We start from the raw sequence: 26455 nt of genomic DNA on the forward strand, positions 1-26455 counted from the left end.
CAGTGTAGTAAGAACAATGTAGGAGGTCAAAAAACTATGGGTCACGTTGATTGCGGTTTTAGCGGTGGATTCGCATTACTTGTTGTACTGTTCATTTTACTAATCATTGTAGGAGCGGCTTGCTTCTGCTAACATGAGGCAATAAAGCGACTAAGGAGAATTCCCTAGTCGCTTATTGTTAATATTTCTATGATACACTGTACATATAATAGTTAGACAGGGGCGAAAAAAATGTATCCTACCGAATACATACAATTTTTAATTCATTTTCACGGAGATTATGATTATTTTGAATGTCATGAAATACTAGAAGAGTATTGGAAATTAAAACCTAGAGGAGAGCGTGACAATTACTTAGTTGGTCTCATTCAAATTGCAGTTTCTTTATATCATCAAAGACGCTCCAACTGGAATGGCGCAGAGAGAATGATAAAAAGTTCAATAGCACTTTTAGAAAAGAACAGTGCGTCATTACAACAATTAGGAATAGATCATAAACAGCTAATATTCTTATTAAATGAAAGATTACAATCTATCCATAAAAAAGAAAATTTCGCTCCGTTATTTTTACCATTATTAGACGCTTCATTGGAAAGTCACTGCATACAGTTATGTAAGAAACAAGGGCTATTTTGGAAAGATGCGAACGCCATTCCTGGTGAATACATTATGAATAAGCACACATTACGTGATCGAACAGAAGTCATTTCTGAACGAAACGAACAACTACAAAAAAGAAAGCAGAGATAATAAACTACTTATCCCTGCTTTCATGAATGTATATTTTGTTCAAGCCCTTTACACTTTTCACAAAAACTTGCTGTTTGCTCATTTCCGCAAATTGTAAATTCCAGAAATTTAATCTTTAGCTCTTGAACCATCTTCGTCCCAATCCCCATATGACGGTGAGACGGGTTCACGCTCAAATGCTGAATTTCTAATACATGATTCTCTTTTTTTACAATCCCCATTATCCCAACAAAATCTTCGTTTTGTTTCCACAAATACAGTTGCCAATCATCTTTCGATTCATACTCTTTCATTGTCGATTGTAATGTTCTCACATCTTTTTCATTTGGCATAAATGAAAGAAGCCCCATTGCGATTTTTTCATAACTTTTTTTAAAACGAATTAACATAACCCTTATCCCTTCTTACAAAAGTTATAAACTATTAAATCCCCTCAATCACTCTTTTCACATCATACTCATTCTACCGTATTTTCACCAGAGTGAGAAGGGGCTAAAACAACTTGATAATCATACAAAGCGTAAAGAAGAAAGTCAAATATATGTTTTCACACTATTTGTTTCCAGTAGACTACACAAAAAAAACACTACTGCATTGGAACTAAAAGGAAAATCCCTGCTCATCACAGCATAATTATTGACCACTTTTGAACAAAGTAGTTCTAGCAAAAATACTATGATAAAAGAAATCCATTTATTGAAGCATATAATTGTTAATGTATTCTATGTATTTTGTTAAAACTTTGTTCTCATGAACAATATATTTTAACAGTAGTAACCGTCCTATCTGTATCATGTACTGTAGAATATATCCCAATTCCTATTTGGGCAAATAAAAAAGAGAGCACAATTGCTCTCTTTTTTTCATAACTTATTCTTCCCAAACTTTAACTTCTTTCATTACATCGCCTTGACGCATGTTTAATACTGTTTCAATACCGCTCGTCGCTTTACCAAACACTGTATGTACGCCATCTAAATGAGGTTGTGGCTCATGAACAACAAAGAATTGGCTACCACCTGTATTACGGCCAGCATGTGCCATAGAAAGTGAGCCAACAACGTGTCTATGAGGGTTTCCATCAGTTTCACATGGAATAGAGTAACCTGGGCCACCTGCACCTGTGCCTGTTGGGTCTCCACCTTGGCTTACGAAGCCAGGAATAACGCGGTGGAATGTCACACCATCATAAAATCCTTGCTCTGCTAATTTTTTAAAGTTTTCTACTGTTTTCGGTGCCTCTTCTGGGAAAAATTCCAATTCGATTTTTTCACCATTTTCCATTAATATGTATCCTAAAGTTTTCATACGTATATGTCTCCTTTCAACTATCTCAGCACTATATTACCATATTCATGACGAGAAACAAAAAGAATCCGACAATCTACATACTTCTTTTTTGAAATGTGGAAAAAGCTAGGTGACAAATAAGAAAAATATACTATAATAACTGTGTTGCCCGAAAATTTTAGAAAGAGAAAGGGAGCGATTTTTCGTGAAAGCGAAATTACTAGCTCTGCTATTAGCTGTAGCCGTATTTATTATGCCAACAGCTTCATTTGCAGACATCATTGAGGGAGAATCAATTGTTACACTAGGAGAAAACTTATCTGAACAACAAAAACAAGATCTGTTAAAAGAAATGGAAGCACCAAAAGATGCTACAATTATTACTGTGTCTAATGCGGAAGAACATAAATTTCTAGAAGGAATTGTTCCAAAAGCACAAATTGGTACGAGAGCAATTTCCTCTTCTATGATTACATACACAAAACCAGGGTCAGGTCTCATTGTACGCTCAAAAAACATTAATTCGATAACAGATGCAATGTACACAAATGCACTTATTACAGCAGGTGTGAAAGATGCAGAGATTCAAATTACTGCACCATTTAAAGTTTCTGGAACCGCTGCTTTAACCGGTTTAATGAAGGCATATGAAACAACATCGAACAAAGAAATTCCAGAAGATGTTAAAAAAGTAGCCAATGAAGAAATGGTACAAACAGCAAAACTTGGTGATAAAATCGGTGAAGAAAAAGCAGTTCAACTTGTTGCAAAAATTAAAGAAGAAATTGCAAAAGAACAGCCAAAAACTACTGAAGATTTACGTTCATTGATAAAAAAAATTGCTGATCAACTCGGTATTACATTAACAGATGAACAGTTGGATAACTTAGTAGCGTTATTTGATAAAATGAAAAATCTTAATATTGATTGGAACCAAGTTGGTAGCCAATTAAACAAAGCAAAAGACCATGTATCGGCCTTCTTAGGATCTGAAGAAGGACAAAGTTTCTTAGATAAAGTAAAAGATTTCTTCTCTAGTATCATTGATTTTGTTAAATCATTATTTAAGTAAAAAGCTCGTCTTTGACGAGCTTTTTTATTTTGCATTAACGAGCGTCTGAGCTAATAATTAGCAGGATTTAAGGTTTCACTTTATACGAGCAAAGGTAATTTCATAATAGCCTCTTCAACCGAACGAACAACATGATTTGCCTTCTCTTTCACATACGGATGAGCATGATGAAGAGTAAACGAGTGCGGAGTTACTTCAAACATAGAAATATCATTAAAAGAATCACCAATGCACGCGACTTCCTTTGCCTCAACTTTTAAATATTCCATTAATCGCTTCAGAGCGCTCCCCTTACTTACTCCCTTTGGCATAATGTCAACGTAGCGCTTACCCGATATAAAAACTTCCGCTTCGCTATGAAATGTATCTCGCAATTCTTGATCTAATGCTACAATTTTCTCTTCACCCCCAAAAACAAACAACTTCGCAGGATGTACAGTCCTCCCAAATTCCTCTTCTAATGCTTCTATTTCAGCGATATGCACTCCCATATACTCTTCAAAAGTATGATGATGTTCATTCTTCCTTTTTGTATATCGCTGCTCATTTGCACATACAATATCTGCTAGTCCCTTTTTATGTATATATCGATATATTTCCTGGGCAACCCCATCTTCAAAACTCGATTCATGAAATACTTTTCCATCCGGTAGTAACATTGTCGCTCCATTTAAACTGGTTGTGTAATACGGGAACGAAAACCTTTCTACCGCCTCATTAATTCGGTGAGTAAAACGGCCAGAGGCAAAACAAATATTTGTCCCTTTTTCAGCTAGCCAACAAAGCGCTCGTTCATCTTCTTTTTGCATATGATTCACATTGTAAACGAGCGTATCATCTAAATCACTTACAAATAATTTAATCATGTCCTCTTCCCCTTTCATACACAATATCTACTCTAATTGTACAAAAAAAATGTTTGGTTTTTGTTAAAAAAGCAATAATTTTTCAATAAAAAATAAGCGGGAGCATAATCCCGCTTATTTTTGTCTTCGCACATTTTGAGGTCTTACAATACTTGGACGAACCTTTAAACTAGACATAGTTGGACGGAGTAAAACTTTTGTTAATGCACCCCAATCAAACGGTAAAAACGGCCATAAATACGGTGTTTGTAAACTTTTTATAGACGCTAAAAATAAAATCAATATAGTCATTCCGATTACAAATCCCATCTCATGAAAGGCACCTGTCAAAATAATGACAAACAATTTTCCGACCTTATTTCCAAGTCCAAGTTCATAACTCGGCGTTGCAAATGATCCAATCATAGAAACCGCTACATATAAAATAACTTCTGGTACAAACAAACCTACATCAATTGCAATCTGACCAATTAATATGGCAGAAATTAATCCTGCTGCAGACGACAACGGTGTCGGTGTATGAATAGCTGCCATCCTTAAAAATTCAAGTCCAATTTCTGCCATCAAAACTTGTAATAAAATCGGTAAATGCGTCATCTTATTTGGTCCAATGAAAGCAAGATTTTCCGGTAAGAGAGTTGGATCAAATACAAAAACTAACCAAAATGGCAGTAAGAACAGCGAAAATATAACGCCTAAAAAACGTATCCAACGTAAAAATGTACCTACAGCTGGATTTTGCCTAAACTCTTCTGCATGCTGTAAATGATGGAAATATGTCGTTGGCGTAATCATAACACTTGGTGACGTATCAACGAGCACTAGCACATGTCCTTCTAATAGATGATTTGCTGCTACATCGGGCCTTTCTGTATATCGAATAAGCGGGAATGGATTATAACTTTGTTTGACAACAAATTCTTCTACCGTTTTATCCGCCATCGTAATCCCGTCTACATCAATGTTATTTAATTCTTGTTTTATAATCTTCACTAAATCCGGATTTGCAACATCTTGTACATATGTAATACAAATATCCGTTTGCGACCTATCCCCTACTCGAATCATTTCATTTCGAAGACGTGGGTCGCGTATTCTTCTACGAATTAAAGCTGTATTTACAACGATATTTTCAACAAAGCCATCCCTTGCACCACGTACTACCTTTTCTGTATCTGGTTCTGTCGGTGTCCGCCCTGGATAACTACGAACATCTATTGCGAACGCTTCCGTTTCACCTTCCACAAATATAATAATGAGTCCAGACAATACTTGGAGCATTACCTCATCCATCGTTTTCACTTTACTTACTTGTTGATGAATTAAACGATTCTCTAAAAGCTTCACTGTATCTTCTTCGACATCCCTTATTTCATTTGTATCCACCGCTTCTTCTAAAATAGGGATAATATAATTTGTATCACAAAGTCCATTTACAAAAAACACACCAATTTCTTTATTTAAAATTTGAAATTTACGAATACCCACATCGTATGTAACACCTAGTCCAACCGTTTGTTTTAAATAATTTTCATTATCACTTAAAAAAGATGAAATAGGGATATTCACTTTTTTAGGCTTCGTCATAAAACCCACTCCTTTCCAAAATTAATTGAATCGCTTTTCTAGTAATAGGTGATCCTCTCTCCCATTCATCATTTCCACACATCTTACCAATATCACCGACCCCCACAATGACAGGAACATTCAAATCATCTAAACAATAAATCGTATCCCCACTAATCCTGCCAATTTCACTATCTGGAAGTCCAAATTTATCCACACCGTATTCTGTCAAATTCCCATTCCGATCTACACTTACATCTACACGTGCCCATTCCCAATGATGTGTATTAGACGCTACTGCTAAAATACCAAGTACATCAACTTGTTTATGTGTTGCGACATATTTTAACGCCTTTTCACCAGATCCTTCTCCTATAAATCCGCTGTCATCAAACATGACAAATACAGGGTCATATGGTGTTTGCATAATAAGCTCAACAACTTTCTTCCCTGTCAATTTGGTTGGATTACTTTGCGATGCTGAAATACACCTTCCCCCAAATTCCTTTGTTAACAGCTCAATTGTCCGCTTTGCATATTCATCTCCATCTGTGACCAAAACAACCCTTCGTCTCATTTGATTTATCCTTTCGGTTTACATATAAGTGCTACAAAAAATGAAAATAATATTGCTGCTGAAATACCCGCTGACGTTAAGCTAAACATACCGATTCCAATTCCTAAATATCCATGTTTTTCTGCCGCATGCATTGCTCCGTGCAGTAGCGAATGCCCAAAGCTTGTAATAGGGACCGTTGCCCCAGCACCCGCAAATTTTATAAGCTTATCATACAATCCGAATCCATCTAATATAGCCCCAACGACTACAAATGTTGCCATTAAATGAGCTGGTGTTAACTTGGCGAAGTCTAGCAACACTTGTCCAATTACACAAATAGCTCCGCCTACAAGAAATGCATATATAAAATCCACAATTCACTCTCCTTTCACTCTTTCAAATACAACACCGTGCGCGATTGTCGGAATCGTTTCCTTCTGTTGCATCATCAGCGGGCTTAATAATGCTCCAGTAGCAACAACAAGAATTCGTTGTAAATTCCCCTTTTGCATCTCACGTAATAAATGCCCGTACGTTACAACCGCTGAACAAGCACAGCCACTACCACCTGCAAACACTTCTTCCTGACTCGAATCGTAAATCATTAATCCGCAATCATTGTATATATTCCCGAGATTATATCCTTCCTCAAGTAAAAGTTGTTTCGCAATTGGTGTCCCAACAGCTGATAAATCACCCGTAACAATCAAATCATAATCAGCGGCACTTCTTCTTAAATCTTCAAAATGCTGTTGAATTGTATGAGCAGCAGCTGGTGCCATTGCCGATCCCATATCTAAAGGATTCGCAATTCCTAAGTCCTGTACTTTCCCAATCGTAGCTGCCGTTATTTTAATTGCACTCTCTTCATTGCTAATTAATATGGATCCTGCTCCAGTAACCGTTGAATTTGCTGTTCCTGGCTTTTGTCCTCCATACTCTGTTGGATAACGAAATTGTCTTTCAGCCGTCGCATTATGACTACTTACTGTAGCTAAGATGCGATTCGCAAATCCACCGTCTATAAAGGCTGCCCCAACCGCTAAAGTTTCCATTGACGTCGCACAAGCGCTAAACATTCCTAAAAAAGGAATACCACACTCACGAGCAACATAATTTGCGGTCACTGTTTGATTTAATAAATCACCCGCTAAAAAGAAATCAATTTGCGATTTTTTGATATTTCCTTTTTGCATCGCTTGTTGAATCGAGTCTGACATTAACCTTCGCTCAGCAAGTTCCCAATTTTCCTCTCCACAATGTAAGTCAGCATATGAAATATCAAAATCCTTTCCAAGAGGGCCTTCAGCTTCTTTCGGACCGACGGCAGTACCAGTTGCATTCACGAAGATATCATTTTGAAATACCCACGTTTGTTTTCCTGTCAACCTCATACCTATCCCTCCTTTAAGACATTAAAATTTTAAATGTATATCTTATTAACCCGATAATGTATGCACCGACGACTCCAAACACAATGACGCTGCCTGCAATCTTAAACATATTAGTAGCAATCCCAAGAACAATCCCTTCACTCCTATGTTCTAGTGCAGCACTCGCCATAGAGTTCGCAAATCCAGTAACTGGTACTGCTGATCCGGCTCCAGAAAACTGCCCGATCTTATCATATACACCACATCCTGTTAAAATCGCCGATAATAAGACAAGAGTGGCAACTGTAGGATTCCCTGCCTCTTGTTCACTAAAATGAAAATAATGTATATAAAATTTCATCAATACTTCTCCAACTGTACAAATGAGTCCACCTACAAGAAATGCCTTGACACAATTTATGAAATAGTTTGGTTTTGGATGGTACTCCTTCACTTTATTTATGTAGTCATCCTTTAGTTTTTTTTGTGTCATATATATATTGCCTCCTACTTTACGAAATAAATCCAGTGAAACAATGAGCCTATTACTTTTCCAAGTACAAGAGCAACGAGTAAAACAACAATTTTCCCCTCTACCCCTACTCGTTTCGCTAAAATAGGTAAAACATTTAACACTTCTGTTAATGCCGCAGCAAGCATTCCAATGAATGTGCCACAAAATATCCCTAATATAACAAGCCAATATTGTGATGTTTGAAATGTAATATTTCTCAAACTACACCAAGCTCCTGTTAAAGTGCCTGCAATGACCGCCCACTCAAAATATTGAATGTGTTTTCCACTTCTCGTTAATTGAGCTAAACGTGGGATAATGCCTAGCACAGCTAAAAACGCAACATATCCGCTCCCTACAGCAATTCCTCCAGCGAGACCAATTAAAATAACGAATCCATGTTCAATCATCAGCTATCTGTTTCGTATTATCCTTATTTTCATGAACGATAACGTATTGATCTAGCGATTGCTGATATTGAAACATCTCAACTTCTAACGGACTTGGTTCTTCATTGATTCTCTTTTGAAATACATGATTAAAAAATAAAACCATACCTAATCCAAGACCTAGTGAATATGGAATTTGAAATAATAGCGGTTGTGCCTTAAATTCTCCAGTAATCATGTAATATAACCGTTGATGTACTTGTTGCATACTAACATCTTCATGGAAATAAATTATCGCAAGAGCCGCGCCAATGAAAAGCAACAACCATACAAGTCCGAAGAAAACCGGGTGCACTTTCTTTTTTTCGTATATAATTTCAACAAGAGTTTGTCCAGAACCAAGTAAATTAATTTGTATATGGGACGCTTTTTGTTGAATAATCTCAATCACTTTCATAACATCAATTACAACGTGCGTTTTATCATGCGCTGTTATTTTGTAAACTATCTCATTCTGTAACGACTCAACTATCAAAGAATCTCCGGCAAGTTGAGCAACATCGCCCAGCTTTACTTCATAAGTAGGAGAAACTTTTAAGCGATTTCGCATTTTAATATAAAGCGTTTGTTCCAACTTCCAATCACCCCTTCACTCTTCCTCGTAGTTGTAGTATGGTTATTGGAATTTTTTCTAATACAATTTTTTCATAAAAAAACATCTGTACCGTTTCGGTACAGATGTTTTAACCTACGCCTTTTTCTTAAATAAATTTGCAATACTTAATGCGAGTCCTCCCCAAATAACTACCATACCAATAACCATCATCATAATCGCTGATCCACTCATCATGAAACACCTCGGTCCTTCCATTCTTTTTCAAGCTGTGCAGAATCTGAATGTATTTGTGCATTCCATTTTTTTAAGCTAATTACTATCGCAACAACAAGAAATGCTGCAGCTATCGACCAACCATATGTTACAACAAACTCTGTCGGATAATCTCCGTAGTTCTTTTTAATGTTTTGGATTGTACCATCAATTAACATATACCCTAACATAAGTGGAGTAATAACGAGTAAACTCACTCTCCAAAACGTCCCTAACTTTATATCAGATACAAAGTTTGCATGATTTTGATAAACTGGTAAACGGCGTAGAATAAGTCCTATTGTAACTACTTCAGCTAGTGCAATTGTAATCAATCCAAAATTGTTAGCGAAATAATCAACAACATCGAGGAACATAAGTCCACCGCGCGTTGCAAAAACAAGAGAAACTAATACTAAAAGCGTTCCCATAATTCCAATCGTCTTTTGACGACTCAAGCTGAATTTTTCAGATACAGCGGCAAAGCATACTTCCGCAAGTGAAATAAGTGATGTAATTCCAGCAACCGTTAAAGATAAGAAAAATAATACGCCAAATAACGGTGACATCGGTAACTCATTAATAATTTGCGGGAATACTACGAACGCAAGCCCTACGCCAGCACTAGCTACTTTATCAACCGGTACCCCCATGTTATTTGCCATAAATCCAAGAGCTGCAAAAACACCGATACCTGCCAATAACTCAAATCCTGAATTTGCAAACCCTGTAATAAAAGCATTATTTGTTGTATCTGAGTTTTTCGGTAAATAACTAGAATACGTAATCATAATTCCGAATGCTAATGATAGACTAAAGAAAATTTGACCGTAAGCAGCAAGCCATACTTTCCCATCAAAAATACGACTCCAATCTGGTTTAAAGAATGCATCTAGCCCTTGCATCGCGCCTTCCATCGTCACTGCACGAACAACGATAATAAGGAACATAACAACTAGTAAAGGAATAAAAATGCGGTTAACAACTTCGATTCCTTTTTTAACTCCTTTAAATGCAACACCAAGCACGATAATCCAAACGAGAGCCAATGGAATTAATACTTCTGGTACGAGTCCCCCGAATTGTCCTGGCTTATCTGCAACATGTAAATACTCTTTAAATAAAAATGATTGCGTGTCTTTCCCCCATGCTCCAGTAATTGAAAAGTATGTATACGAAATAGACCAAGCAATGATTACAGCATAATATGTTGAAACAATAAATGTCACACACATTTGCCACCATCCAATAAATTCAGCACGTGGATTAATACGGAAGAATGTAAGTGGCGCCGAGCCACGATGACGATGTCCAAGAGCAAACTCGAACGCTAACAATGAAATACCAGTAGTTAATAATGCAAATAAGTACGGTAAAAAGAATGCGCCTCCCCCGTTTTCATACGCGGTATAAGGAAAACGCCATATATTCCCTAGTCCAACAGCTGAACCGATTGCTGCAAAAATAAATCCAGCCCTCGTTCCCCATTGTTGCCTCGTTTCCATGTTTCCTTCCCCCTTTGTGACAAGTTCATACTTGGATTATATTTTAAATTAACTAAATTATCAATATATTCTGTTAATTTTTAGAAATAATTGGATCCTCCTCCTTTTCATGACAATAAAAAAAGATCGAATAGATAGCTACTCATCTATTCGATCTTTCATCTGTTTCAATATTTTCTTTTCAAGTCTTGAAACTTGTACTTGCGAAATGCCTATGCGCTCCGCTACTTCTGATTGGGTTTGGTCTTTATAATAACGCAAATACACAATTAGACGTTCTCGTTCATCCAATTCTCTAATTGCTTCTTTTAAAGCAATTTTATCAAACCATTTCGTTTCAGATTGATCTGCAATTTGATCTAAAATAGTAATTGGATCTCCATCGTTTTCATACACAGTTTCATGTATTGATGAAGGAGCACGACTCGCTTCTTGTGCCAAAACGACTTCTTCTGGCGTTAGTTCAAGAGCCTCCGCTACTTCATTAATCGTTGGGGCTCTTCCAAATTCTTTCGAAAGCTCGTCTCTCATCTTTCGAATTTTGTTTCCTGTTTCTTTTAAAGATCTACTTACTTTCACAGATCCATCGTCACGTAAAAACCGTTGTATTTCACCAATAATCATTGGAACTGCATATGTTGAAAATTTCACGTCGAAAGATAAATCAAATTTATCTACCGATTTTAAGAGCCCAATACATCCAATTTGAAATAAATCGTCTGGTTCGTACCCTCGATTAAGAAATCGCTGTACAACCGACCATACGAGACGCATATTACTTTGAACGATTGTATCTCTCGCTTGTTGATCTCCATCTTGACTTTTTTGAATTAACGCTTTTAGCTCGTGGTCCTTTAACTGAGGTTTCTTCTTCTCATTTCTGACCTCTATGTCCATAGGCTATTCTCCTTAATTGCATAGAGCGTTACTATTTGATAAGTATTTTGTCAAATGGATTGTTGTCCCGAAAGATTCGTTTGAAATAACTTCTACTTCATCCATAAAATTTTCCATGATAGTAAATCCCATTCCGGAACGCTCTAATTCAGGTTTAGTTGTAAAAAGGGGTTGTCTTGCCTCATCTAAGTTAAAGATACCAATCCCTTCATCTCGAATCGTGAGTTTCACCATTGCTTCTTCCAAAATCACTGAAATATAAACAACACCTTCTGCATTTCCTTCATATCCATGAATAATTGCATTTGTAACTGCTTCTGACACAACTGTTTTAATCTCTGTTAGTTCTTCCATCGTCGGGTCTAGTTGTGCAATAAAAGCAGCTACTGTAACGCGAGCGAATGATTCATTCTGACTTAACGCTGAAAATTGAAGGTTCATTTCATTTCTCATTTATGCCACCCCCAACGTCGCGAGCGCATGCGCTTCACTTTCTTCTAAACGAACAATTTTGAATAGACCTGACATTTCAAATAAACGTTTAACAGGCGGTGAAATTGCACAGACAACCATTTCTCCACCTAATCCCTTTACATGTTTATATCGGCCTAATATAACACCTAGACCAGAACTATCCATAAATGTTAAGTTCTCTAGGCTTAAAACAATATGATGAACACCACGTGTCTCAATCATATCTGTTACTTTCGTTCGCAACTCTTCAGCAGTATGATGATCTAATTCACCCTCTAGTCTCACACATAAGACGTCACGTTTTACTTCTAAGTGCATGGAAAGACTCACACGATTTCCTCCTTATGCTCAAACTTTACTCATTAACATAAGATTTTCGTGATATAAAATAAGAATCCTTCCTACTGACAAAAGAAGAACTATTTCGTCATAAAGTGAAACCTTTCAGCAATTATCCCCGTATATACGAGTAGAAAAGCGGCAAAATTCCCGCCGCTATTTTGATGTTGAAAACATCCCAAAACTTCTTTTAAATAGTTCCCACCAGCTTGCTGCAGCAACATCTTCTTTTGCTACAATTGTTTGTTTTAATAAAACATCTTTATCTTTTTTAATAACGAGTGTACCAAGTGCATCACCTTTTTTAATCGGTGCCTTTACTTTCTTTTCAGCAATCACTTCTTGTTTTACCTTGTCCATATTTTCGCCCTTCTTCATAAGAAGAGACACATTGTCTGACGCAACTAAATCTACTTTTTCTTTTTTACCTTTTCCTACTTGTACAGTCTTAATTTTCTCGCCACGTGTATACAATTTCTTTGTCATATATTGTCCAAATGCATAGTCAAGAAGCTTTGTTACTTGGTTGTTCCGCTCTTTTGACGTAGGTGCTCCCATGACAACTGAAATAACACGCATTCCATTTTTTTCAGCTGATGCTGTTAAACAATATTTCGCTTCTGTCGTAAAACCCGTCTTCACTCCATCTACTCCAGGATAAAAACGAACTAACTTATTCGTATTAACGAGCCAAAATTTCTTATCCGTATTTTCACGTAAATAGTCTTCATACTTACCTGTATATTTTCGAATAAGTGGATACTTCATCAACTCTTTCGCCATAATAGCCATATCATTCGCTGTGGAATAATGATTTTTCGCTGGAAGACCTGTCGGATTTTGAAAATGTGTATTTTTCAGTCCTAAATCTTTCGCTTTTTTGTTCATCATATTTACGAATCCTTCTTCTGAACCAGCGATATGCTCAGCTACTGCAACAGATGCATCATTTCCAGATGCAATCGCAATGCCCTTTAGCATTTCATTTACAGTCATCTCTTCCCCAGGTTCTAGAAAAATTTGTGATCCACCCATTGAAGCTGCGTGTTCACTCGCTCTAACTTTATCGTTTAGTTTTAGTTTTCCTTTTTCAACTTGTTCCATAATTAATAGCATTGTCATAATCTTCGTCATACTAGCAGGTGGTAACTTTTCATTCGGATTTTTATCAAACAAAACTTTACCTGTATCTTGCTCAATTACGATTGCTGACGACGCTTGTTCGGCTAACTTCGGTGCTGTTTCTTCTGTTTTCTCCTGCTTCGTTTTCTCAGATTGTGCGAAACTAACTGAAGTACCAGAAAGCAATAACATGAAACAAACAAGTATTCCAAAAACTCGCTTCATGACTAACCCTCCATTCTATATCAAACCTATTTTTTCCAATTTATACATTTTTAATACCATATTTTTCTATCATTTTCTGTTGACAAATAAATTCATTGCCTATATTGTATTAAGTGTATTACACACAGTAGTACACTTAATACTCATCAGGAAGGAGACATTGCTCTTGCATATTCAAGTTGATCCAAGAAGCAACACTCCGATATGGGAACAAATTGTCCAAAATGTAAAAGAACTCGTATTGAAAAACATGTTAGCTCCAAGTGATAAGCTTCCTTCTGTACGCGAGCTCGCATCTTTGCTCGTTATAAATCCAAATACAGTAAGCAAAGCTTATCAAGAATTAGAGCGACAAGGGATTATTGAAACATTACGAGGGAAAGGAACATTTGTATCCCAATCGATTACCCCAACATTAGACGAAAGGAAAATCGCTATGGTTGAAAAGCAATTTCATCAATTACTACTAGAAGCCTCTTATCTTGGGATTACGAAAGATAAAATTCACGATTGGATAGATTCATACTACAAAGAGATTGGAGGAAGTACAGATGCTGAAAGTGACAAACTTGAAGAAAACAATTGATAATCAAACAATTTTAGACGATGTTTCTTTCACATTACAAAAAGGTAGTATCGTCGGATTGCTCGGTAGAAACGGTGCAGGGAAAACAACTTTATTACGAACGATGGTCGGCATTTTAGACCCCGATGAAGGCACTGTTACATATGAGGATACAGATGTTCATAAGCAGCCGGAAATTAAACAAAAAGTTGTATATGTTCCGGATTCTACTAACATACTGAACGGATATACAGTAAAGGAAATCGTGAAATTTTATAAAGCCGTTTATACAGCATTCGATAAACAATATTTTTATGAAATATTAGAACGTTTTAACTTGCCGGACAAACGAATCCGTAGCTATTCAAAAGGAATGAAAGCACTACTTGCCATCATTTTAGCTTTCGCTGCAAAAGTAGAATATATTATTTTAGATGAACCGACAAACGGGCTTGATCCTATCGTTAAAAGACAAATCCTACAATTTCTCGTTGAAGAAGTAGCAGAGAAAGAAATTACGATTTTCATCTCTACTCATCATTTAGATGAAGTTGAAAAAATCGCAGATACAATCATTATTTTAAAAGGGCATACAGTAGATTCTATTACGTCACTAGACGATGCAAAATCACGATTTGCTAAAATACAGGTTGCTTACGAACGATCACTACCTCAAAAACTAGAAAACTTAAGCAATATTAAAATATTAAACCAAACAGGAAAAGTATATACAATCTTAATTGAGGGAAATGTGGCTGCAACACTTGAGAAGTTTTATAAAGAGCAACCAATACTCATTGAAGAATTAACAATGTCACTTGAAGATGTCTTCGTTACGACGCTTGAGGAGGATGGGTATGTTTCATAAGGCGTTATGGATGTGGAATTGGAAACGCGGGAAATATGCTGGATTGCTATTCTTCTTTAGTTCACTTTATTTTTTATCTTATGAATACTATCAAGCTGCAGAGGAGCAACAGTCTCTCTTTCTCCATCCAGAAAGCATGGGTGAAAAAAAGTTTTACTATCATTATTCTTTTTATTCTTCTGATAGCTTTTGGTTAGGTATTATTGCAATTGCCCTAGCTTGTATATTAATTGGCTGGGAGCGAAGTAATCAAAATGGGAATTTATTTATGGCATTGCCATTTAAAAGGCGTGATATGTTCTTATCAAAGTGGATTTTCGGTACATTTTTCATTGTAATATCACTTCTTATCAATTGGGTTCTTATGTATTTTATTTATAAATCTACAATCCACTTTGAATATCAATCGTTCGAACCGTTTCATCGATATTTTCTTTATGCAATTTTTTCATATATTGCTATCTATACTATCTCTTTATGTATTGGCACATTTACTGGCAGTATTATTTCACAAAGCATCTTTAGCATTACTTTTTGCGTAATGGGAATGGGAATCTTTTCACTCTTACTCTTTTTCTTTACGATTCACGCTGATGCAATACAAGGGAATAAAAGTTATGCAAGTTCTGAAAAAATTTATGAACTCAATAAAAAAACCGACATTTCAGGTCCTATATTAAAATTTTCAATTATTTATAATTATCATCCTAGTGCCCAATCGTATGAGGAGCATGGCAAAGTGATACAGAGAGGTCCTACTTATCATAGTTACTACTCTGCCAAAGCAATACTTGTTCCTATCTTCTATACAATTTTCGGCTTACTTCTTGGCACATTTCTTTACACGAGGTCACCGAATGAAAATAATAAGAAAATCTTTATTTTTCAAAAACACCGCTCACTTTGGATATGGAGTGCTATCTTATATTTCGCATTAATAGGTGGCCGAATGTTAAACCGTTTTGATTTATTATTTAGTTACCATGTTGGATTCTTTTTAGTTGGAATCATCACCTATTTTGTTTTATCACGTCTTACAAACTATAAAGTTTTTTAAAGGAGAGATCCTATGTTTCAAAAAGCATTATGGATGCACACATACAAGCAAAGTAAATATATGGTTTGGCTATTATGGTTAGTAAGTTTCTATGTACTATCATATAATTATTATTTAGCAGCTGCAGAGCAACTAATATATTTCCATGAAAATACCAAATGGAAGTATATATTCCGGTACACTTATAACCTTTCACTTACTGATGCTATCATGATTCAAGGAGCTATCCTTATTGTATTAGCCTGCGCTCTTATTGGATGGGAACGTCAAAATCAATCAAGCGACTTTCTATGGTCCATGCCATTTAAACGGAAAGATCTCTTTATAACGAAATGGCTTTTTGGTGTGTGTAATATTGTAGCTATCGTTATATTGAATTGGGGACTTTTTGCTATTATGAAAAAGACAACCTTTCATAATAAGTATCAAGTATTTTCACCATTTCACACTTATTTCTTATACATGGTTATTGTCTTAATTGCCATCTATACACTTGCATTATGCATAGGCACAATTGCTGGTAATATGGTCTCACAAGGATTCTTTACTGCCGCTATACTTGGACTCCCTTTTATTTTGCCTACTCTAATTGTTGGATTTATTTCCGTCCATACAAATATGACCCCTTATACAATGAAGAACGTAAGTGATTTGTATACAGGCATAGTAGAAAAAGCGAGTATTTTAGCACCCGCTCGCGGATTCAATATTAATTTTAATTATAATCCTCAGCAAGCTTATACTGATGATCATGGCGTACGTCATAACGAGCCAAATTTCACCCGCATTCCTTCAGCAAAGAAACTTATTGGCCCGATCGCTAACATAATCATGTTATTACCTTTAGGGATGTACTTATATACAAGATCTCCTAATGAACAAAACGGAAACTTTCTATTATATCCGCAATTCAATAAAATATGTATGCTATGTTGTATAATCTTTATTGGAATGTTTGGAGGATTGCTAGTAGTAGGAAAAACAGTTGGGGGAATGCTAGCAGCAGGAAGCAATTCTATTTTGAACTATTATATTGGTTTCATAGGAACTAGTACGGTAGTCTATCTACTCTTATCTCGCTTATTAAAACTTAAATTTTCTTGGAATGTAAAATAACCTCCTCCCAAAAGGAGGTTATTTCACATTCTCTCTCCTATCCCCATACACCATCTCTTCTTTCATCCCAAATCCATCACCATTTTGTACAATTTGCTCTGTCGGTGCGACTACACTTTCAGCAATTTTCCATTCCCCGCGCTCTTTCAGAAACACTTGTAGAAAATAGTTCATGCCATTTAATTGATATGCATTTTCTTTTTTCACGTTATAGTGCACCGCAATGTAGTACACTTGAATATTTTCTTTCCCTGCTTTTGATACGTATTGCGATAATCTCGGAATGTACATAGATGCTTTCTTAAACGGCAATTGCTTCGCTTTAACGAGCGCTGAATTTGTTACATTACGCAATGTGTCCTGATTACGAATATTATCGCTATGATGAAATAATACTGCATTTTGCATAGAACGAACCCATAATTTCGAATATAAGACCGTATTATCGTTTTCAATATACTTCACTTCTTTTTGCACCACTTGGATAGGGGTATCGGCGTATGTGAATGTATGAAAACAGAAAAAACTTCCAAGTAAAATGGTAAGTGCAGCAATATATTTCATAATCTTTCCTCCGATCTTTTTAATTAAAGTATCGGAGTTTCAAAATATTTTTATTCAAAAGAAAAAGGATAGGAAAGCTCTCGCTTCCTATCCTCATTTATTATAATACGCGGCCAAATAGTTCTAAAACCATTTCTATCTCTTGGTCGCTCCAACCTTTAAATTTCTCTTTATAATATTCTTTACGCACAGCTTCAAGTTTTTCAGTTACTTCTCGTCCGTGTTCTGTAATTTCTAAGTACACGATACGACGATCTGAATTTGAACGTTTTCTTTCTACAAATCCTTTTCGTACGAGACGATCTGTTACAGCTGTAATATGACTGGAGGTTACGTTTACTTCACTCGCAATTTGCGAAGCCATCTGTGGACTTTTTAAAAATAACGCACGTAGTACAGAGAATTCATTATATGGCATATGCTCTGAAAAACGTGTATTAATATCATTCTGTAATAAACGTATCATCTTTCGAAATGATGCAGATAAATCTAAAATCAGTGTTTCTCTTTTTTCGTTCACTAGCCTCGTCCCTTTTTTATCATATTTACACATATTATAATCTATAAATACCTCTGTTGTATATGCTTTATTTCCTCATCATTCTCATTTATGTAACTTTTTTCATACGATTTTCTTTTTTGTTCACACATATACATATAAAGTGAAACTTTAATCAGTGGGGAGGTCTCCATCCCCCACTGATTATTAGCCCACACCAATTGGGATTTTACGGGCAGTCTTACTGTCCGCAAATAGCGGGATAAAAAAGGATGGTGATGCAAAATGCAAGGTGGAATGAATCCGTATTTACATAATATCCGTACGACAAATGCTGGTAAAGAAGCTACTATTACTGTACAAGGAGAAGGCATTGTAAAAGCAAAACCAAATGTTGTCATATTAACACTCGGAATTCGAACAGATAGTAAAAATGTAAAACAGGCGCAAGAAGAAAATGCGATACAATCGAAACAATTGCTGGATGCACTCAAACAGCTCGGTATTGCCGATAAAGATATAGAAACCATTTCTTATACGATTACTCCTCAATACGAATATGTAAATGATAAAGCATTACTACAAGGATACCGTGTGGAGCATTTGTATGAAATTACCGTTTTAAATGTGCAAAAAGCAGGGGAAGTATATGATATAGCCGTTTCGAATGGTGCAAATGTAGCAAAAGGGTTACGTTTTCGAATATCTCATCCAAATAAATATTATGAGCAAGCTCTCATTCAGGCTCTGCAACAAGCAGTAGACAAAGCTCGTACAATTGCGAGTACATACAATTTAAATATTAATCCTGTTCCACTCTCATTCGTTGAAGAATCTGTCCAATTACCACGGGAGGTTGCATCCTATGCTACTTTGCAAGCGCACGCAGCTCCGCCCATTCAATCAGGAGAATTAGAAATCATTTCATCTATCCGGGCTATTTTTACGTATTTATAAATAATTTCATTTATAAGTAACCGTTATCATTTTCGTTGTTGTAAAAACATGATGTTCTGATATAATAAAGGACGGTGAGCTCTTACAAAAGAGATATCACGGGTGGGAGAGGGATATGAAAAAGAAGGTTTAACATGAAAGGAATACTTGAAAGAACATTTAAATTAGACTTACACCAAACATCACCAAAACAAGAAGTTTTAGCTGGAGTCACGTCATTTTTCACAATCGTTTATATTATGATTGTAAATGCGTCAATCTTATCAGATGCCGGCATTCCTCTTGAGGCAGGAATTTTGGCAACTGTTTTTAGTTCATTTGTCGGATGTCTACTCATGGCATTTTGGGCAAATGCACCTGCTATTCTTGTCCCTGGTATGGGTGTAAATGCATTCTTCACGTACACTGCTGTGCATACGCTTGGTTTAACTTGGCAAGAAGCATTAGCTGCTGTCTTTATCTCTGGTATTATTTTTGCAATTGCCGCGTTTACACCGATTGCTCGCGTGCTTTCGGTATCGATTCCAAAGTCATTAAAGGAAGCGATCACTGTCGGTATCGGGTTATTTTTAGCTTTCATCGGCTTGCAAAAAGGTGGTTTAGTCGTTTCGCATCCTACTACTGCTGTAGCAATGGGGAAATTAAGTAGTCCTGTCGTTCTTGCAACACTACTTACTCTTATTGTGGCACTTGTGCTATTTGTGCGTAACGTACGTGGAAACTTTTTATGGACGATTGCAATTGGAACTGGTATTGCATGGCTGTTCGGCCTTGTAGATACGAGTCAAGTGGGAAATAGTTCGTTTTCATTCGCTAATTACGGCGATGTATTTGGAGCTATGTCATTTGGGAAACTTTCTTCCTTACCGTTTTGGATTGCAACATTTTCCTTAAGCATGGTGCTTATTTTTGAGAACATGGGACTTTTACACGGTTTATTAGAAGATGACCGTAAATTCCCACGTGCTTACCAAGCAAATGCAATTTCAGCAATGACATGTGGTCTATTTGGCACAAGCCCTACCGTTTCAACTGTAGAGAGTGCCGCAGGTATTACTGCAGGCGGGAAGACAGGTCTGACGTCTATCGTTACAGGATTGTTATTCTTCGCATCACTGTTTGCGCTTCCGTTTGTCAAACTAATTCCTAATAGTGCCATTGCACCAATCTTAATTATTATTGGCGGCCTGATGATTACAAGCATTCAACAAATTCCTCTGAACGACTTTTCAGAAGGATTTCCAGCGTTTTTAATTATCGTTATGATTCCGTTCACATATAGTATCGCTGATGGCATTGCGTTCGGATTTATTGCTTATCCTATCTTGAAAGTTGCTCTTGGAAAGCGTAAAGAAGTCGCACCATCCATGTATATCATTGCATGCTTATTCTTAGCCATGTTCGTATTACACGCTATTGGCTAGTAAAAAACACCGAGTATTTCTCGGTGTTTTTTTACTTAAACCATCCTTTTTTGTAAAACCAAACCATCATTCCTCCGCCAATTAAAGCCATTAAAAATAAACAAATAAAATAACTATACTGTCCGCCAAGCTCTGGCATATGCGAAAAGTTCATGCCATATACCCCTGCAATAAATGTTAATGGCATGAAAATAGTCGAGAATACAGTTAATGTTTTCATAATGTTGTTCATATGGTGGGAATTCAATGAAAAGTAGCTATCTCGAATATCTGCTGTTAATTCACGGCTCGCTTCAATCATCTCTGTCAGTTTAAGCAAATGATCATGTATATCTTTAAAATAAATTTCATGATCGCTTATACCGTAAAAACGAGTTGAATTTAAAATGCGATACAATAAATCACGCATCGGAATAATCGTACGTCTTAGCTTAGATAAATCTGAACGAATATCAAATACCTCTTCTAGCACACTTCCTGCTGTCTCACCCGTTAAATTATCATCAATTGCATTTAAATGGTCTTCAATGTAATAAACAGGTGCGAAATAATCATCTACAATTTGGTCAATAATTGTATGTGCTACATGTAAAGGGCTCTTCTTAATACGTTTCTTCTCACCGAGCGTTTTCCATACTCTTTCAATCGCATTGTTATGAGAGAAATGGAAAGAAACAACAAATCGATCGCTAACAAATAAATCGATTTCATGCGGCTCCAATCCATCTTCTCCAAATGCATGGAGAACTAAGAAATTATATCCATCATAAAAGTCTACCTTTGGCCTCTGTACATACTCTACACAATCTTCAATTGCAAGGGGATGGAACTTGAAGTGATCTTGTAAAATATATGTATACTCTTCTTTCGTCGGCTTATATAAATCAAGCCAATACCATACGATGTTTTCTTTTTTCGTTTCTTCTAGCGAAACATCATATAAAACTTCATTTTTTTTCGTTACTGCACAAATTCTAATCATAATTTCACCCATTATTATTATAAACAAAAAATAGTAAAAAAAGCCAAGGAGAAATCTCCTCAGCTTTTTTTTATTACTTTGTTACAATACCGTGTACTAAAGTCGGTGCATCTACGTGTTCTTTAGCGATTTTCATGTTCTCATAAATTTTCGCTTTAACATCTTCAACATTTTCGCGGTTTGCGTAAATTGTAACAAGAGAATCACCTTTTTTCACGCTATCGCCTACTTTTTTGCGAAGCATTAGACCAACTGCTAAATCGATTTCAGACTCTTTGGTAGCACGCCCTGCTCCTAAAAGCATTGCTGCTGTTCCAATTTCATCTGCAACGATTTCCGATACGTAACCGTCTTCTTTCGCTTCCACTTCAATTTTAAATTGTGCTTGTGGTAATTTAGAAGGATCATCAACAACAGAAGCATCGCCGCCCTGCGCCGATAAGAACGTTTTAAACGCTTCTAGCGCTTTTCCATTGTTCATTACTTCAATTAATTTTTCACGTGCATCTTCTAATGATGAAGCTTGTCCAGCAAGGTATACCATTTGACTTCCAAGCGTTAAACATAGCTCTTCTAAATCTTTCGGTCCCTTACCTTGTAATGTATCAATTGCTTCTTGTACTTCTAATGCATTACCGATTGCCTCACCAAGTGGCTGACTCATATCAGAAATAACCGCCATCGTCTTACGACCAACGTTATTACCGATTCGTACCATTGCTTCCGCTAAACGTTTCGCATCTTCGTCTGTTTTCATAAATGCACCCGCTCCTGTTTTTACATCAAGAACGATTGCATCCGCTCCAGCAGCAATTTTCTTACTCATAATCGAGCTTGCAATAAGCGGAATAGAGTTTACTGTTGCCGTTACATCACGAAGCGCATATAACTTTTTATCAGCAGGTGTTAAGTTTCCACTTTGGCCGATAACAGCAATTTTATTTTCATTTACAAGACGCATGAATTCATTATTTTCGATTTCAACATGGAATCCTGGTACTGCCTCTAATTTATCAATTGTACCACCTGTATGTCCTAGACCACGTCCAGACATTTTGGCAACTGGTACATCTAAAGCAGCTACTAATGGACCTAATACAAGTGTCGTTGTATCACCAACACCACCTGTTGAATGCTTATCTACTTTGACCCCTTCAATTGCTGATAAATCAATTGTATCGCCGCTATTTACCATTGCCATCGTTAAATCAGCACGTTCTTGTTCATTCATATCTTGGAAGAAAATCGCCATTGCAAGTGAACTCATTTGATAATCTGGAATATTACCATTTGTGTATCCTTCAACGATAAAGTTAATTTCTTCTGTCGTTAATGCATGTCCATCACGTTTTTTTGCGATTAGGTCCACCATTCTCATTGTGAAGTCACCCCTTCATTTGTTTTACAATTGCTTTTACTAATGCTAAGAAGTTAGCTTTAACACGTTCTGTCGTTTCAATTACTTCATCGTGGTGAAGTGGCTGATCTAAAATACCAGCTGCCATATTTGAAATACAAGAAATACCAAGTACTTTCATACCAGCATGACGCGCTACAATTACTTCAGGTACAGTTGACATACCAACTGCATCTCCGCCAAGTGTACGAAGCATACGAATTTCAGCAGGTGTTTCATATACAGGACCTGTCATTCCAACGTATACACCTTCCTGTACTTTAATGTTTAAATCTGCTGCAACTTGTTTCGCCATTTCGCGAAGTTCTGTCGTATATGATGTAGACATATCAGGGAAGCGTACACCCATTTCAGAATCATTCGGTCCGATTAATGGATTCGTACCCATGAAGTTAATGTGATCTGAGATTAACATAAGATCGCCTGGTTCAAATGATGTATTTACACCACCAGCTGCATTCGTTACAACAACTGTTTCTACACCTAGTTCTTTCATAACACGAACTGGGAATGTTACTTTTTGCATATCATATCCTTCGTAGAAATGGAAACGTCCTTGCATTGCTACTACTGTTACACCTTGAAGTGTACCAAATACTAATTGACCTGCATGACCTTCTACAGTTGAAACTGGGAATTCAGGGATTTCACTGTATGGTACTGTTACTGCATTCTCGATTTCATCTGCTAATACACCTAGTCCAGATCCAAGGATTAGTCCTACTTGTGGTGTCTCTTGAAATTGCTCTTTTAAGTATGAAGCTGATTTTGTAATAAGTTCACGATTCATTTGTTTATCCCCCTATTTCTTTAGCTCGTTTAAGAAGCTTGTTCCGTGTTCTGGCATTTTAACGTTAAAGTTTTCTGCTACAGTTGCACCAATATCAGCAAATGTTTGACGAAGTGATAATTCTTGTCCGCCATCTTTCATGCTTGGGCTATATGCTAATAACGGCACATATTCACGTGTATGATCAGTACCGTGGTGAACTGGATCATTACCGTGGTCTGCTGTAATTAATAATAGATCATCTTCTTTTAGTTTTTCGAATACTTCTGGAAGACGTGCATCATATTCTTGTAATGCTTCTCCGTATCCTTGTGGGTCACGGCGATGACCGAATAATGCATCAAAGTCAACTAAGTTTAAGAAGCTAAGACCTGTAAAGTCCATATTTAATGTATCTACAAGCTTATCCATTCCATCCATATTAGACTTCGTACGAAGTGATTCAGTTACCCCTTCTCCATCATAAATATCAGAAATTTTACCAATAGCAATTACGTCATAATCGCTATCTTTTAGTTCATTCATGACTGTGCGACCAAATGGTTTTAACGCATAGTCATGACGATTTGGTGTACGTGTGAAGTTTCCTGGTTCTCCAACGAACGGACGAGCGATAACACGTCCTACCATGTACTTCTCATCTAATGTTAGTTCACGTGCGATTTTACAAATTTTATATAGTTCTTCAAGTGGTACTACTTCTTCATGAGCTGCGATTTGTAATACGCTATCAGCAGAAGTGTAAACGATTAAAGAACCTGTTTCCATTTGCTCTTGACCAAGTTCATCAAGAATCTCAGTTCCAGAAGCTGGCTTATTACCGATAATTTTACGGCCTGTTTTTGCCTCTAATTCATCAAGTAATTCTTTCGGGAATCCTTCAGGGAACACTTGGAATGGTGTATCAATATATAGGCCCATGATTTCCCAGTGACCTGTCATTGTATCTTTACCAGTAGATTTCTCTTGCATTTTTGTATAATATCCAAGCGGTTTCTCTACTTTAGAGATTCCTTTCATTTCACGAATGTTACCAAGACCTAGTTTCACCATGTTTGGCATTTGTAATCCATTCATATGTTCAGCAATGTGACCAATTGTATCAGAACCTAAATCACCAAATTGCTCAGCATCTGGTGCTTCACCGATCCCTACTGAGTCCATTACGACTAGGAAAATACGTTTATATTTATTCATAACTGCGACCTCCTATAAGTTCAGTTCTACTTCTTGTAGTATGTTCAAAACGCTATAAAGTGAAACTGTTATCCATAAGAATTATCTTTCGTTCTCATTGTCAAACAGTACTTCTTTAAATCATTCTCTAACCTATTTCGTTTTACTTGAAACGACTGAAAAACATTTCTAGTTTTTTCTAAGTCAGATGTCAGACATCTGATATTGATATCATAACATGTTTACGCTTTCTTTTTAATACATTTTCATAGAATTTCTCATTTTCTTCACACTTCTATTGTAATCCATTCTGCAAAGAAGTGCTAATCATTTTATGAATAATTTCCTAATATAAAAATAAAAAAGCGGCTCTAAAGAGCTGCTTTTTTATTTTACTTCTACTGTTTCTTCTTTATGTTCATGCAGTTCGCCTTTTCTTACATGAACTTTCACTTTGTAAGAGCCGTTCTCTTTGAAAGTATGTTTCGTTTCATACTCTCCTTTATTTCCTTCTTTCGCTGGAATAAATTCGTGTTTTTCAACACCATCTTTCCAAATCTCAAGTTGAACTTCAGCACCAGTTAACGCTTCTTCTTTTTGCTTTAAATGAACTTTCATTGTTGATTCAGCATTTGCTTTTATGTCACCAGCCATAAGGTGAATCATTGTGTCACTTTTATGATCGCCATGTCCTGCACTGTGATCGCTATTTTCTTTTTTCGCATCTTCTACTTTCGCATTCCCTACAGCAATTTTGTGTTCTGGCATAACGTGCATATCACGTGCATTTGTATGAGGAATAATATGATATACTCCATCAGTTTCAAATGTTTTCTCTACAGCATAAACACCTTTCCCTTTATGCTTACCATTTAACATCTCGTGTTTTTCGTCGCCATCTTTCCAAATCTCAAACTTTACGTCATCAGCATCCGTCACTCTTTCTTTTCCTTGTGTAACAAGTGCTTGTACTTCTGTTTTTTCACCAGGTTTTATTTCTTTCGGATTCGTTTGAATTGCTACGTTTATAGCTTCAAGTTTCTTTTCTTTTTTCGGTTCTTCTTTGTTTGTATTACAGCCAGCTAGTGCTAGCATCGCGATAAATAATGTAATAATAAGTTTTTTCATCTTCATTTCCTCCTTCATACTTTCCTTAGTATAGAGGAAATACATTGTAATATTCTAGTCTTCTGCTGAAAACAATGTACGAAATGTTTGTGAAGTTTCTGTG

32 protein-coding genes are annotated in these 26455 nt (G+C 36.4%); 9 read left to right on the top strand and 23 right to left on the bottom strand.

Going from position 1 to position 26455, the window contains the following annotated elements:
• Nucleotides 1-36 precede the first annotated feature (36 nt).
• The gene (locus MR109_RS02935; RefSeq protein ID WP_000510194.1) at nucleotides 37-132 is read left to right on the top strand and encodes a YjcZ family sporulation protein; all 96 of its coding nucleotides are present in this window, start codon (nucleotides 37-39) and stop codon (nucleotides 130-132) included.
• 99 nt (nucleotides 133-231) lie between these two features.
• A complete protein-coding gene (locus MR109_RS02940; protein ID WP_002173294.1) occupies nucleotides 232-750 on the top strand; it encodes a DUF309 domain-containing protein in 519 nt (172 codons plus the stop codon).
• Nucleotides 751-770: 20 nt separating this feature from the next.
• Here MR109_RS02940 and MR109_RS02945 read toward each other — a convergent pair whose 3' ends face one another.
• Nucleotides 771-1139, bottom strand: a complete 369-nt coding sequence (locus MR109_RS02945) for a GNAT family N-acetyltransferase (RefSeq protein ID WP_242270924.1) — start codon at nucleotides 1137-1139, stop codon at nucleotides 771-773.
• A gap of 481 nt (nucleotides 1140-1620) precedes the next feature.
• Complete coding sequence (locus MR109_RS02950) at nucleotides 1621-2058, bottom strand: peptidylprolyl isomerase (RefSeq protein ID WP_025150154.1); 438 nt, start codon at nucleotides 2056-2058, stop codon at nucleotides 1621-1623.
• A gap of 187 nt (nucleotides 2059-2245) precedes the next feature.
• Between MR109_RS02950 and MR109_RS02955 the strand changes: the two genes are divergently transcribed.
• Nucleotides 2246-3112 carry a DUF1002 domain-containing protein gene (locus MR109_RS02955; protein WP_242270926.1) on the top strand — a complete coding sequence of 289 codons (867 nt, stop codon included), beginning with the start codon at nucleotides 2246-2248 and terminating at the stop codon, nucleotides 3110-3112.
• 80 nt (nucleotides 3113-3192) lie between these two features.
• Here the strand turns inward: MR109_RS02955 and MR109_RS02960 are convergent, their stop codons facing one another.
• From MR109_RS02960 to dacF, 14 genes are all read right to left on the bottom strand, one after another.
• A complete protein-coding gene (locus MR109_RS02960; RefSeq protein WP_242270928.1) occupies nucleotides 3193-3996 on the bottom strand; it encodes a Cof-type HAD-IIB family hydrolase in 804 nt (267 codons plus the stop codon).
• A gap of 96 nt (nucleotides 3997-4092) precedes the next feature.
• Complete coding sequence (spoVAF, locus tag MR109_RS02965) at nucleotides 4093-5565, bottom strand: spore germination protein SpoVAF (protein ID WP_242270929.1); 1473 nt, start codon at nucleotides 5563-5565, stop codon at nucleotides 4093-4095.
• Nucleotides 5552-6121, bottom strand: a complete 570-nt coding sequence (gene spoVAEA / locus MR109_RS02970; protein ID WP_242270931.1) for a stage V sporulation protein SpoVABEA — start codon at nucleotides 6119-6121, stop codon at nucleotides 5552-5554. Before spoVAEA ends, spoVAF begins: the two co-directional genes overlap by 14 nt.
• Nucleotides 6122-6126: 5 nt before the next feature.
• The gene (gene spoVAE / locus MR109_RS02975; RefSeq protein ID WP_000345912.1) at nucleotides 6127-6477 is read right to left on the bottom strand and encodes a stage V sporulation protein AE; all 351 of its coding nucleotides are present in this window, start codon (nucleotides 6475-6477) and stop codon (nucleotides 6127-6129) included.
• Nucleotides 6478-6480: 3 nt separating this feature from the next.
• Complete coding sequence (gene spoVAD / locus MR109_RS02980) at nucleotides 6481-7497, bottom strand: stage V sporulation protein AD (protein ID WP_242270933.1); 1017 nt, start codon at nucleotides 7495-7497, stop codon at nucleotides 6481-6483.
• Nucleotides 7498-7510: 13 nt separating this feature from the next.
• Complete coding sequence (gene spoVAC, locus MR109_RS02985) at nucleotides 7511-7969, bottom strand: stage V sporulation protein AC (RefSeq protein WP_048374093.1); 459 nt, start codon at nucleotides 7967-7969, stop codon at nucleotides 7511-7513.
• A 14-nt stretch (nucleotides 7970-7983) separates the two neighbouring features.
• Nucleotides 7984-8400, bottom strand: a complete 417-nt coding sequence (gene spoVAB / locus MR109_RS02990) for a stage V sporulation protein SpoVAB (protein WP_048374094.1) — start codon at nucleotides 8398-8400, stop codon at nucleotides 7984-7986.
• Nucleotides 8393-9013 (bottom strand): stage V sporulation protein AA, encoded by a 621-nt coding sequence (locus MR109_RS02995; protein WP_002173302.1) that lies wholly within the window; start codon nucleotides 9011-9013, stop codon nucleotides 8393-8395. Before MR109_RS02995 ends, spoVAB begins: the two co-directional genes overlap by 8 nt.
• 114 nt (nucleotides 9014-9127) lie before the next feature.
• A complete protein-coding gene (locus MR109_RS03000) occupies nucleotides 9128-9229 on the bottom strand; it encodes a methionine/alanine import family NSS transporter small subunit (protein WP_002094424.1) in 102 nt (33 codons plus the stop codon).
• A complete protein-coding gene (locus MR109_RS03005) occupies nucleotides 9226-10752 on the bottom strand; it encodes a sodium-dependent transporter (RefSeq protein ID WP_002173303.1) in 1527 nt (508 codons plus the stop codon). Before MR109_RS03005 ends, MR109_RS03000 begins: the two co-directional genes overlap by 4 nt.
• A 138-nt stretch (nucleotides 10753-10890) precedes the next feature.
• The gene (gene sigF / locus MR109_RS03010) at nucleotides 10891-11649 is read right to left on the bottom strand and encodes an RNA polymerase sporulation sigma factor SigF (protein WP_025150147.1); all 759 of its coding nucleotides are present in this window, start codon (nucleotides 11647-11649) and stop codon (nucleotides 10891-10893) included.
• 12 nt (nucleotides 11650-11661) lie between these two features.
• A complete protein-coding gene (spoIIAB, locus tag MR109_RS03015; RefSeq protein WP_001243400.1) occupies nucleotides 11662-12102 on the bottom strand; it encodes an anti-sigma F factor in 441 nt (146 codons plus the stop codon).
• Nucleotides 12103-12453, bottom strand: coding sequence for an anti-sigma F factor antagonist (spoIIAA, locus tag MR109_RS03020; RefSeq protein ID WP_242270935.1), 351 nt, complete (start codon nucleotides 12451-12453; stop codon nucleotides 12103-12105).
• Nucleotides 12454-12618: 165 nt separating this feature from the next.
• Nucleotides 12619-13809 (bottom strand): serine-type D-Ala-D-Ala carboxypeptidase DacF, encoded by a 1191-nt coding sequence (dacF, locus tag MR109_RS03025; protein WP_002173304.1) that lies wholly within the window; start codon nucleotides 13807-13809, stop codon nucleotides 12619-12621.
• Between the two features lie 166 nt (nucleotides 13810-13975).
• On the opposite strand from dacF, the gene MR109_RS03030 reads away from it, so the two are divergent.
• The 4 genes from MR109_RS03030 to MR109_RS03045 are packed head-to-tail and all read left to right on the top strand — an operon-like array spanning nucleotide 13976 to nucleotide 17415.
• On the top strand, nucleotides 13976-14395 hold the full coding sequence (locus MR109_RS03030; protein ID WP_242270937.1) for a GntR family transcriptional regulator: 420 nt from the start codon (nucleotides 13976-13978) through the stop codon (nucleotides 14393-14395).
• Entirely contained in the window at nucleotides 14361-15242 is an 882-nt protein-coding gene (locus MR109_RS03035) for an ABC transporter ATP-binding protein (RefSeq protein WP_242270940.1), read from the top strand. Before MR109_RS03030 ends, MR109_RS03035 begins: the two co-directional genes overlap by 35 nt.
• On the top strand, nucleotides 15232-16299 hold the full coding sequence (locus MR109_RS03040) for an ABC transporter permease subunit (RefSeq protein ID WP_242270947.1): 1068 nt from the start codon (nucleotides 15232-15234) through the stop codon (nucleotides 16297-16299). Before MR109_RS03035 ends, MR109_RS03040 begins: the two co-directional genes overlap by 11 nt.
• Nucleotides 16300-16311: 12 nt before the next feature.
• Nucleotides 16312-17415: an ABC-2 transporter permease gene (locus MR109_RS03045; protein ID WP_242270949.1), complete on the top strand. Its 1104-nt coding sequence runs from the start codon at nucleotides 16312-16314 to the stop codon at nucleotides 17413-17415.
• Nucleotides 17416-17433: 18 nt separating this feature from the next.
• Here MR109_RS03045 and MR109_RS03050 read toward each other — a convergent pair whose 3' ends face one another.
• Both MR109_RS03050 and MR109_RS03055 read right to left on the bottom strand, forming a co-directional pair.
• Complete coding sequence (locus tag MR109_RS03050) at nucleotides 17434-17979, bottom strand: hypothetical protein (RefSeq protein ID WP_098473343.1); 546 nt, start codon at nucleotides 17977-17979, stop codon at nucleotides 17434-17436.
• A 100-nt stretch (nucleotides 17980-18079) separates the two neighbouring features.
• Complete coding sequence (locus MR109_RS03055) at nucleotides 18080-18499, bottom strand: MarR family winged helix-turn-helix transcriptional regulator (RefSeq protein WP_002173310.1); 420 nt, start codon at nucleotides 18497-18499, stop codon at nucleotides 18080-18082.
• 264 nt (nucleotides 18500-18763) lie between these two features.
• Here MR109_RS03055 and MR109_RS03060 point away from each other — a divergent pair, with 264 nt between their 5' ends.
• Nucleotides 18764-19435: an SIMPL domain-containing protein gene (locus tag MR109_RS03060; protein ID WP_048374100.1), complete on the top strand. Its 672-nt coding sequence runs from the start codon at nucleotides 18764-18766 to the stop codon at nucleotides 19433-19435.
• Nucleotides 19436-19569: 134 nt separating this feature from the next.
• Nucleotides 19570-20859 carry an NCS2 family permease gene (locus MR109_RS03065; RefSeq protein WP_178939004.1) on the top strand — a complete coding sequence of 430 codons (1290 nt, stop codon included), beginning with the start codon at nucleotides 19570-19572 and terminating at the stop codon, nucleotides 20857-20859.
• A 31-nt stretch (nucleotides 20860-20890) separates the two neighbouring features.
• On the opposite strand, the gene corA is transcribed toward MR109_RS03065, so the two are convergent.
• The 5 genes from corA to MR109_RS03090 all read right to left on the bottom strand — a co-directional run bounded on the left by corA (nucleotide 20891) and on the right by MR109_RS03090 (nucleotide 26352).
• Entirely contained in the window at nucleotides 20891-21853 is a 963-nt protein-coding gene (gene corA / locus MR109_RS03070; protein WP_141548731.1) for a magnesium/cobalt transporter CorA, read from the bottom strand.
• Between the two features lie 61 nt (nucleotides 21854-21914).
• Complete coding sequence (locus MR109_RS03075) at nucleotides 21915-23219, bottom strand: pyrimidine-nucleoside phosphorylase (RefSeq protein WP_098303890.1); 1305 nt, start codon at nucleotides 23217-23219, stop codon at nucleotides 21915-21917.
• Between the two features lie 7 nt (nucleotides 23220-23226).
• Complete coding sequence (locus tag MR109_RS03080; protein WP_025150135.1) at nucleotides 23227-24048, bottom strand: purine-nucleoside phosphorylase; 822 nt, start codon at nucleotides 24046-24048, stop codon at nucleotides 23227-23229.
• A gap of 12 nt (nucleotides 24049-24060) precedes the next feature.
• A complete protein-coding gene (deoB, locus tag MR109_RS03085; protein ID WP_048374103.1) occupies nucleotides 24061-25245 on the bottom strand; it encodes a phosphopentomutase in 1185 nt (394 codons plus the stop codon).
• Between the two features lie 366 nt (nucleotides 25246-25611).
• On the bottom strand, nucleotides 25612-26352 hold the full coding sequence (locus MR109_RS03090; RefSeq protein ID WP_242270951.1) for a FixH family protein: 741 nt from the start codon (nucleotides 26350-26352) through the stop codon (nucleotides 25612-25614).
• Nucleotides 26353-26455: the final 103 nt, after the last annotated feature.

The organism is Bacillus cereus group sp. BfR-BA-01310, from assembly GCF_022664325.1.
Lineage (GTDB): Bacteria > Bacillota > Bacilli > Bacillales > Bacillaceae_G > Bacillus_A > Bacillus_A paramycoides.

What these genes read in the sequence shown, in the direction of transcription:
- MR109_RS03065 (WP_178939004.1), top strand. Translation starts at nt 19,570, where the DNA reads ATGAAAGGAATACTTGAAAGAACATTTAAATTAGACTTACACCAAACA.
- MR109_RS03050 (WP_098473343.1), bottom strand. Translation starts at nt 17,979, where the DNA reads ATGAAATATATTGCTGCACTTACCATTTTACTTGGAAGTTTTTTCTGT.
- MR109_RS03045 (WP_242270949.1), top strand. Translation starts at nt 16,312, where the DNA reads ATGTTTCAAAAAGCATTATGGATGCACACATACAAGCAAAGTAAATAT.
- deoB (WP_048374103.1), bottom strand. Translation starts at nt 25,245, where the DNA reads ATGAATAAATATAAACGTATTTTCCTAGTCGTAATGGACTCAGTAGGG.
- MR109_RS02960 (WP_242270928.1), bottom strand. Translation starts at nt 3,996, where the DNA reads ATGAAAGGGGAAGAGGACATGATTAAATTATTTGTAAGTGATTTAGAT.
- corA (WP_141548731.1), bottom strand. Translation starts at nt 21,853, where the DNA reads ATGGGTGAAATTATGATTAGAATTTGTGCAGTAACGAAAAAAAATGAA.
- MR109_RS03040 (WP_242270947.1), top strand. Translation starts at nt 15,232, where the DNA reads ATGTTTCATAAGGCGTTATGGATGTGGAATTGGAAACGCGGGAAATAT.
- MR109_RS03035 (WP_242270940.1), top strand. Translation starts at nt 14,361, where the DNA reads ATGCTGAAAGTGACAAACTTGAAGAAAACAATTGATAATCAAACAATT.
- dacF (WP_002173304.1), bottom strand. Translation starts at nt 13,809, where the DNA reads ATGAAGCGAGTTTTTGGAATACTTGTTTGTTTCATGTTATTGCTTTCT.
- spoVAD (WP_242270933.1), bottom strand. Translation starts at nt 7,497, where the DNA reads ATGAGGTTGACAGGAAAACAAACGTGGGTATTTCAAAATGATATCTTC.
- MR109_RS02950 (WP_025150154.1), bottom strand. Translation starts at nt 2,058, where the DNA reads ATGAAAACTTTAGGATACATATTAATGGAAAATGGTGAAAAAATCGAA.
- MR109_RS03060 (WP_048374100.1), top strand. Translation starts at nt 18,764, where the DNA reads ATGCAAGGTGGAATGAATCCGTATTTACATAATATCCGTACGACAAAT.
- spoVAF (WP_242270929.1), bottom strand. Translation starts at nt 5,565, where the DNA reads ATGACGAAGCCTAAAAAAGTGAATATCCCTATTTCATCTTTTTTAAGT.
- spoVAB (WP_048374094.1), bottom strand. Translation starts at nt 8,400, where the DNA reads ATGATTGAACATGGATTCGTTATTTTAATTGGTCTCGCTGGAGGAATT.
- MR109_RS03090 (WP_242270951.1), bottom strand. Translation starts at nt 26,352, where the DNA reads ATGAAAAAACTTATTATTACATTATTTATCGCGATGCTAGCACTAGCT.
- MR109_RS03000 (WP_002094424.1), bottom strand. Translation starts at nt 9,229, where the DNA reads ATGATGAGTGGATCAGCGATTATGATGATGGTTATTGGTATGGTAGTT.
- MR109_RS03075 (WP_098303890.1), bottom strand. Translation starts at nt 23,219, where the DNA reads ATGAGAATGGTGGACCTAATCGCAAAAAAACGTGATGGACATGCATTA.
- MR109_RS02940 (WP_002173294.1), top strand. Translation starts at nt 232, where the DNA reads ATGTATCCTACCGAATACATACAATTTTTAATTCATTTTCACGGAGAT.
- MR109_RS02945 (WP_242270924.1), bottom strand. Translation starts at nt 1,139, where the DNA reads ATGTTAATTCGTTTTAAAAAAAGTTATGAAAAAATCGCAATGGGGCTT.
- MR109_RS03080 (WP_025150135.1), bottom strand. Translation starts at nt 24,048, where the DNA reads ATGAATCGTGAACTTATTACAAAATCAGCTTCATACTTAAAAGAGCAA.
- MR109_RS03005 (WP_002173303.1), bottom strand. Translation starts at nt 10,752, where the DNA reads ATGGAAACGAGGCAACAATGGGGAACGAGGGCTGGATTTATTTTTGCA.
- spoVAC (WP_048374093.1), bottom strand. Translation starts at nt 7,969, where the DNA reads ATGACACAAAAAAAACTAAAGGATGACTACATAAATAAAGTGAAGGAG.
- MR109_RS02935 (WP_000510194.1), top strand. Translation starts at nt 37, where the DNA reads ATGGGTCACGTTGATTGCGGTTTTAGCGGTGGATTCGCATTACTTGTT.
- spoVAEA (WP_242270931.1), bottom strand. Translation starts at nt 6,121, where the DNA reads ATGAGACGAAGGGTTGTTTTGGTCACAGATGGAGATGAATATGCAAAG.
- sigF (WP_025150147.1), bottom strand. Translation starts at nt 11,649, where the DNA reads ATGGACATAGAGGTCAGAAATGAGAAGAAGAAACCTCAGTTAAAGGAC.
- spoIIAB (WP_001243400.1), bottom strand. Translation starts at nt 12,102, where the DNA reads ATGAGAAATGAAATGAACCTTCAATTTTCAGCGTTAAGTCAGAATGAA.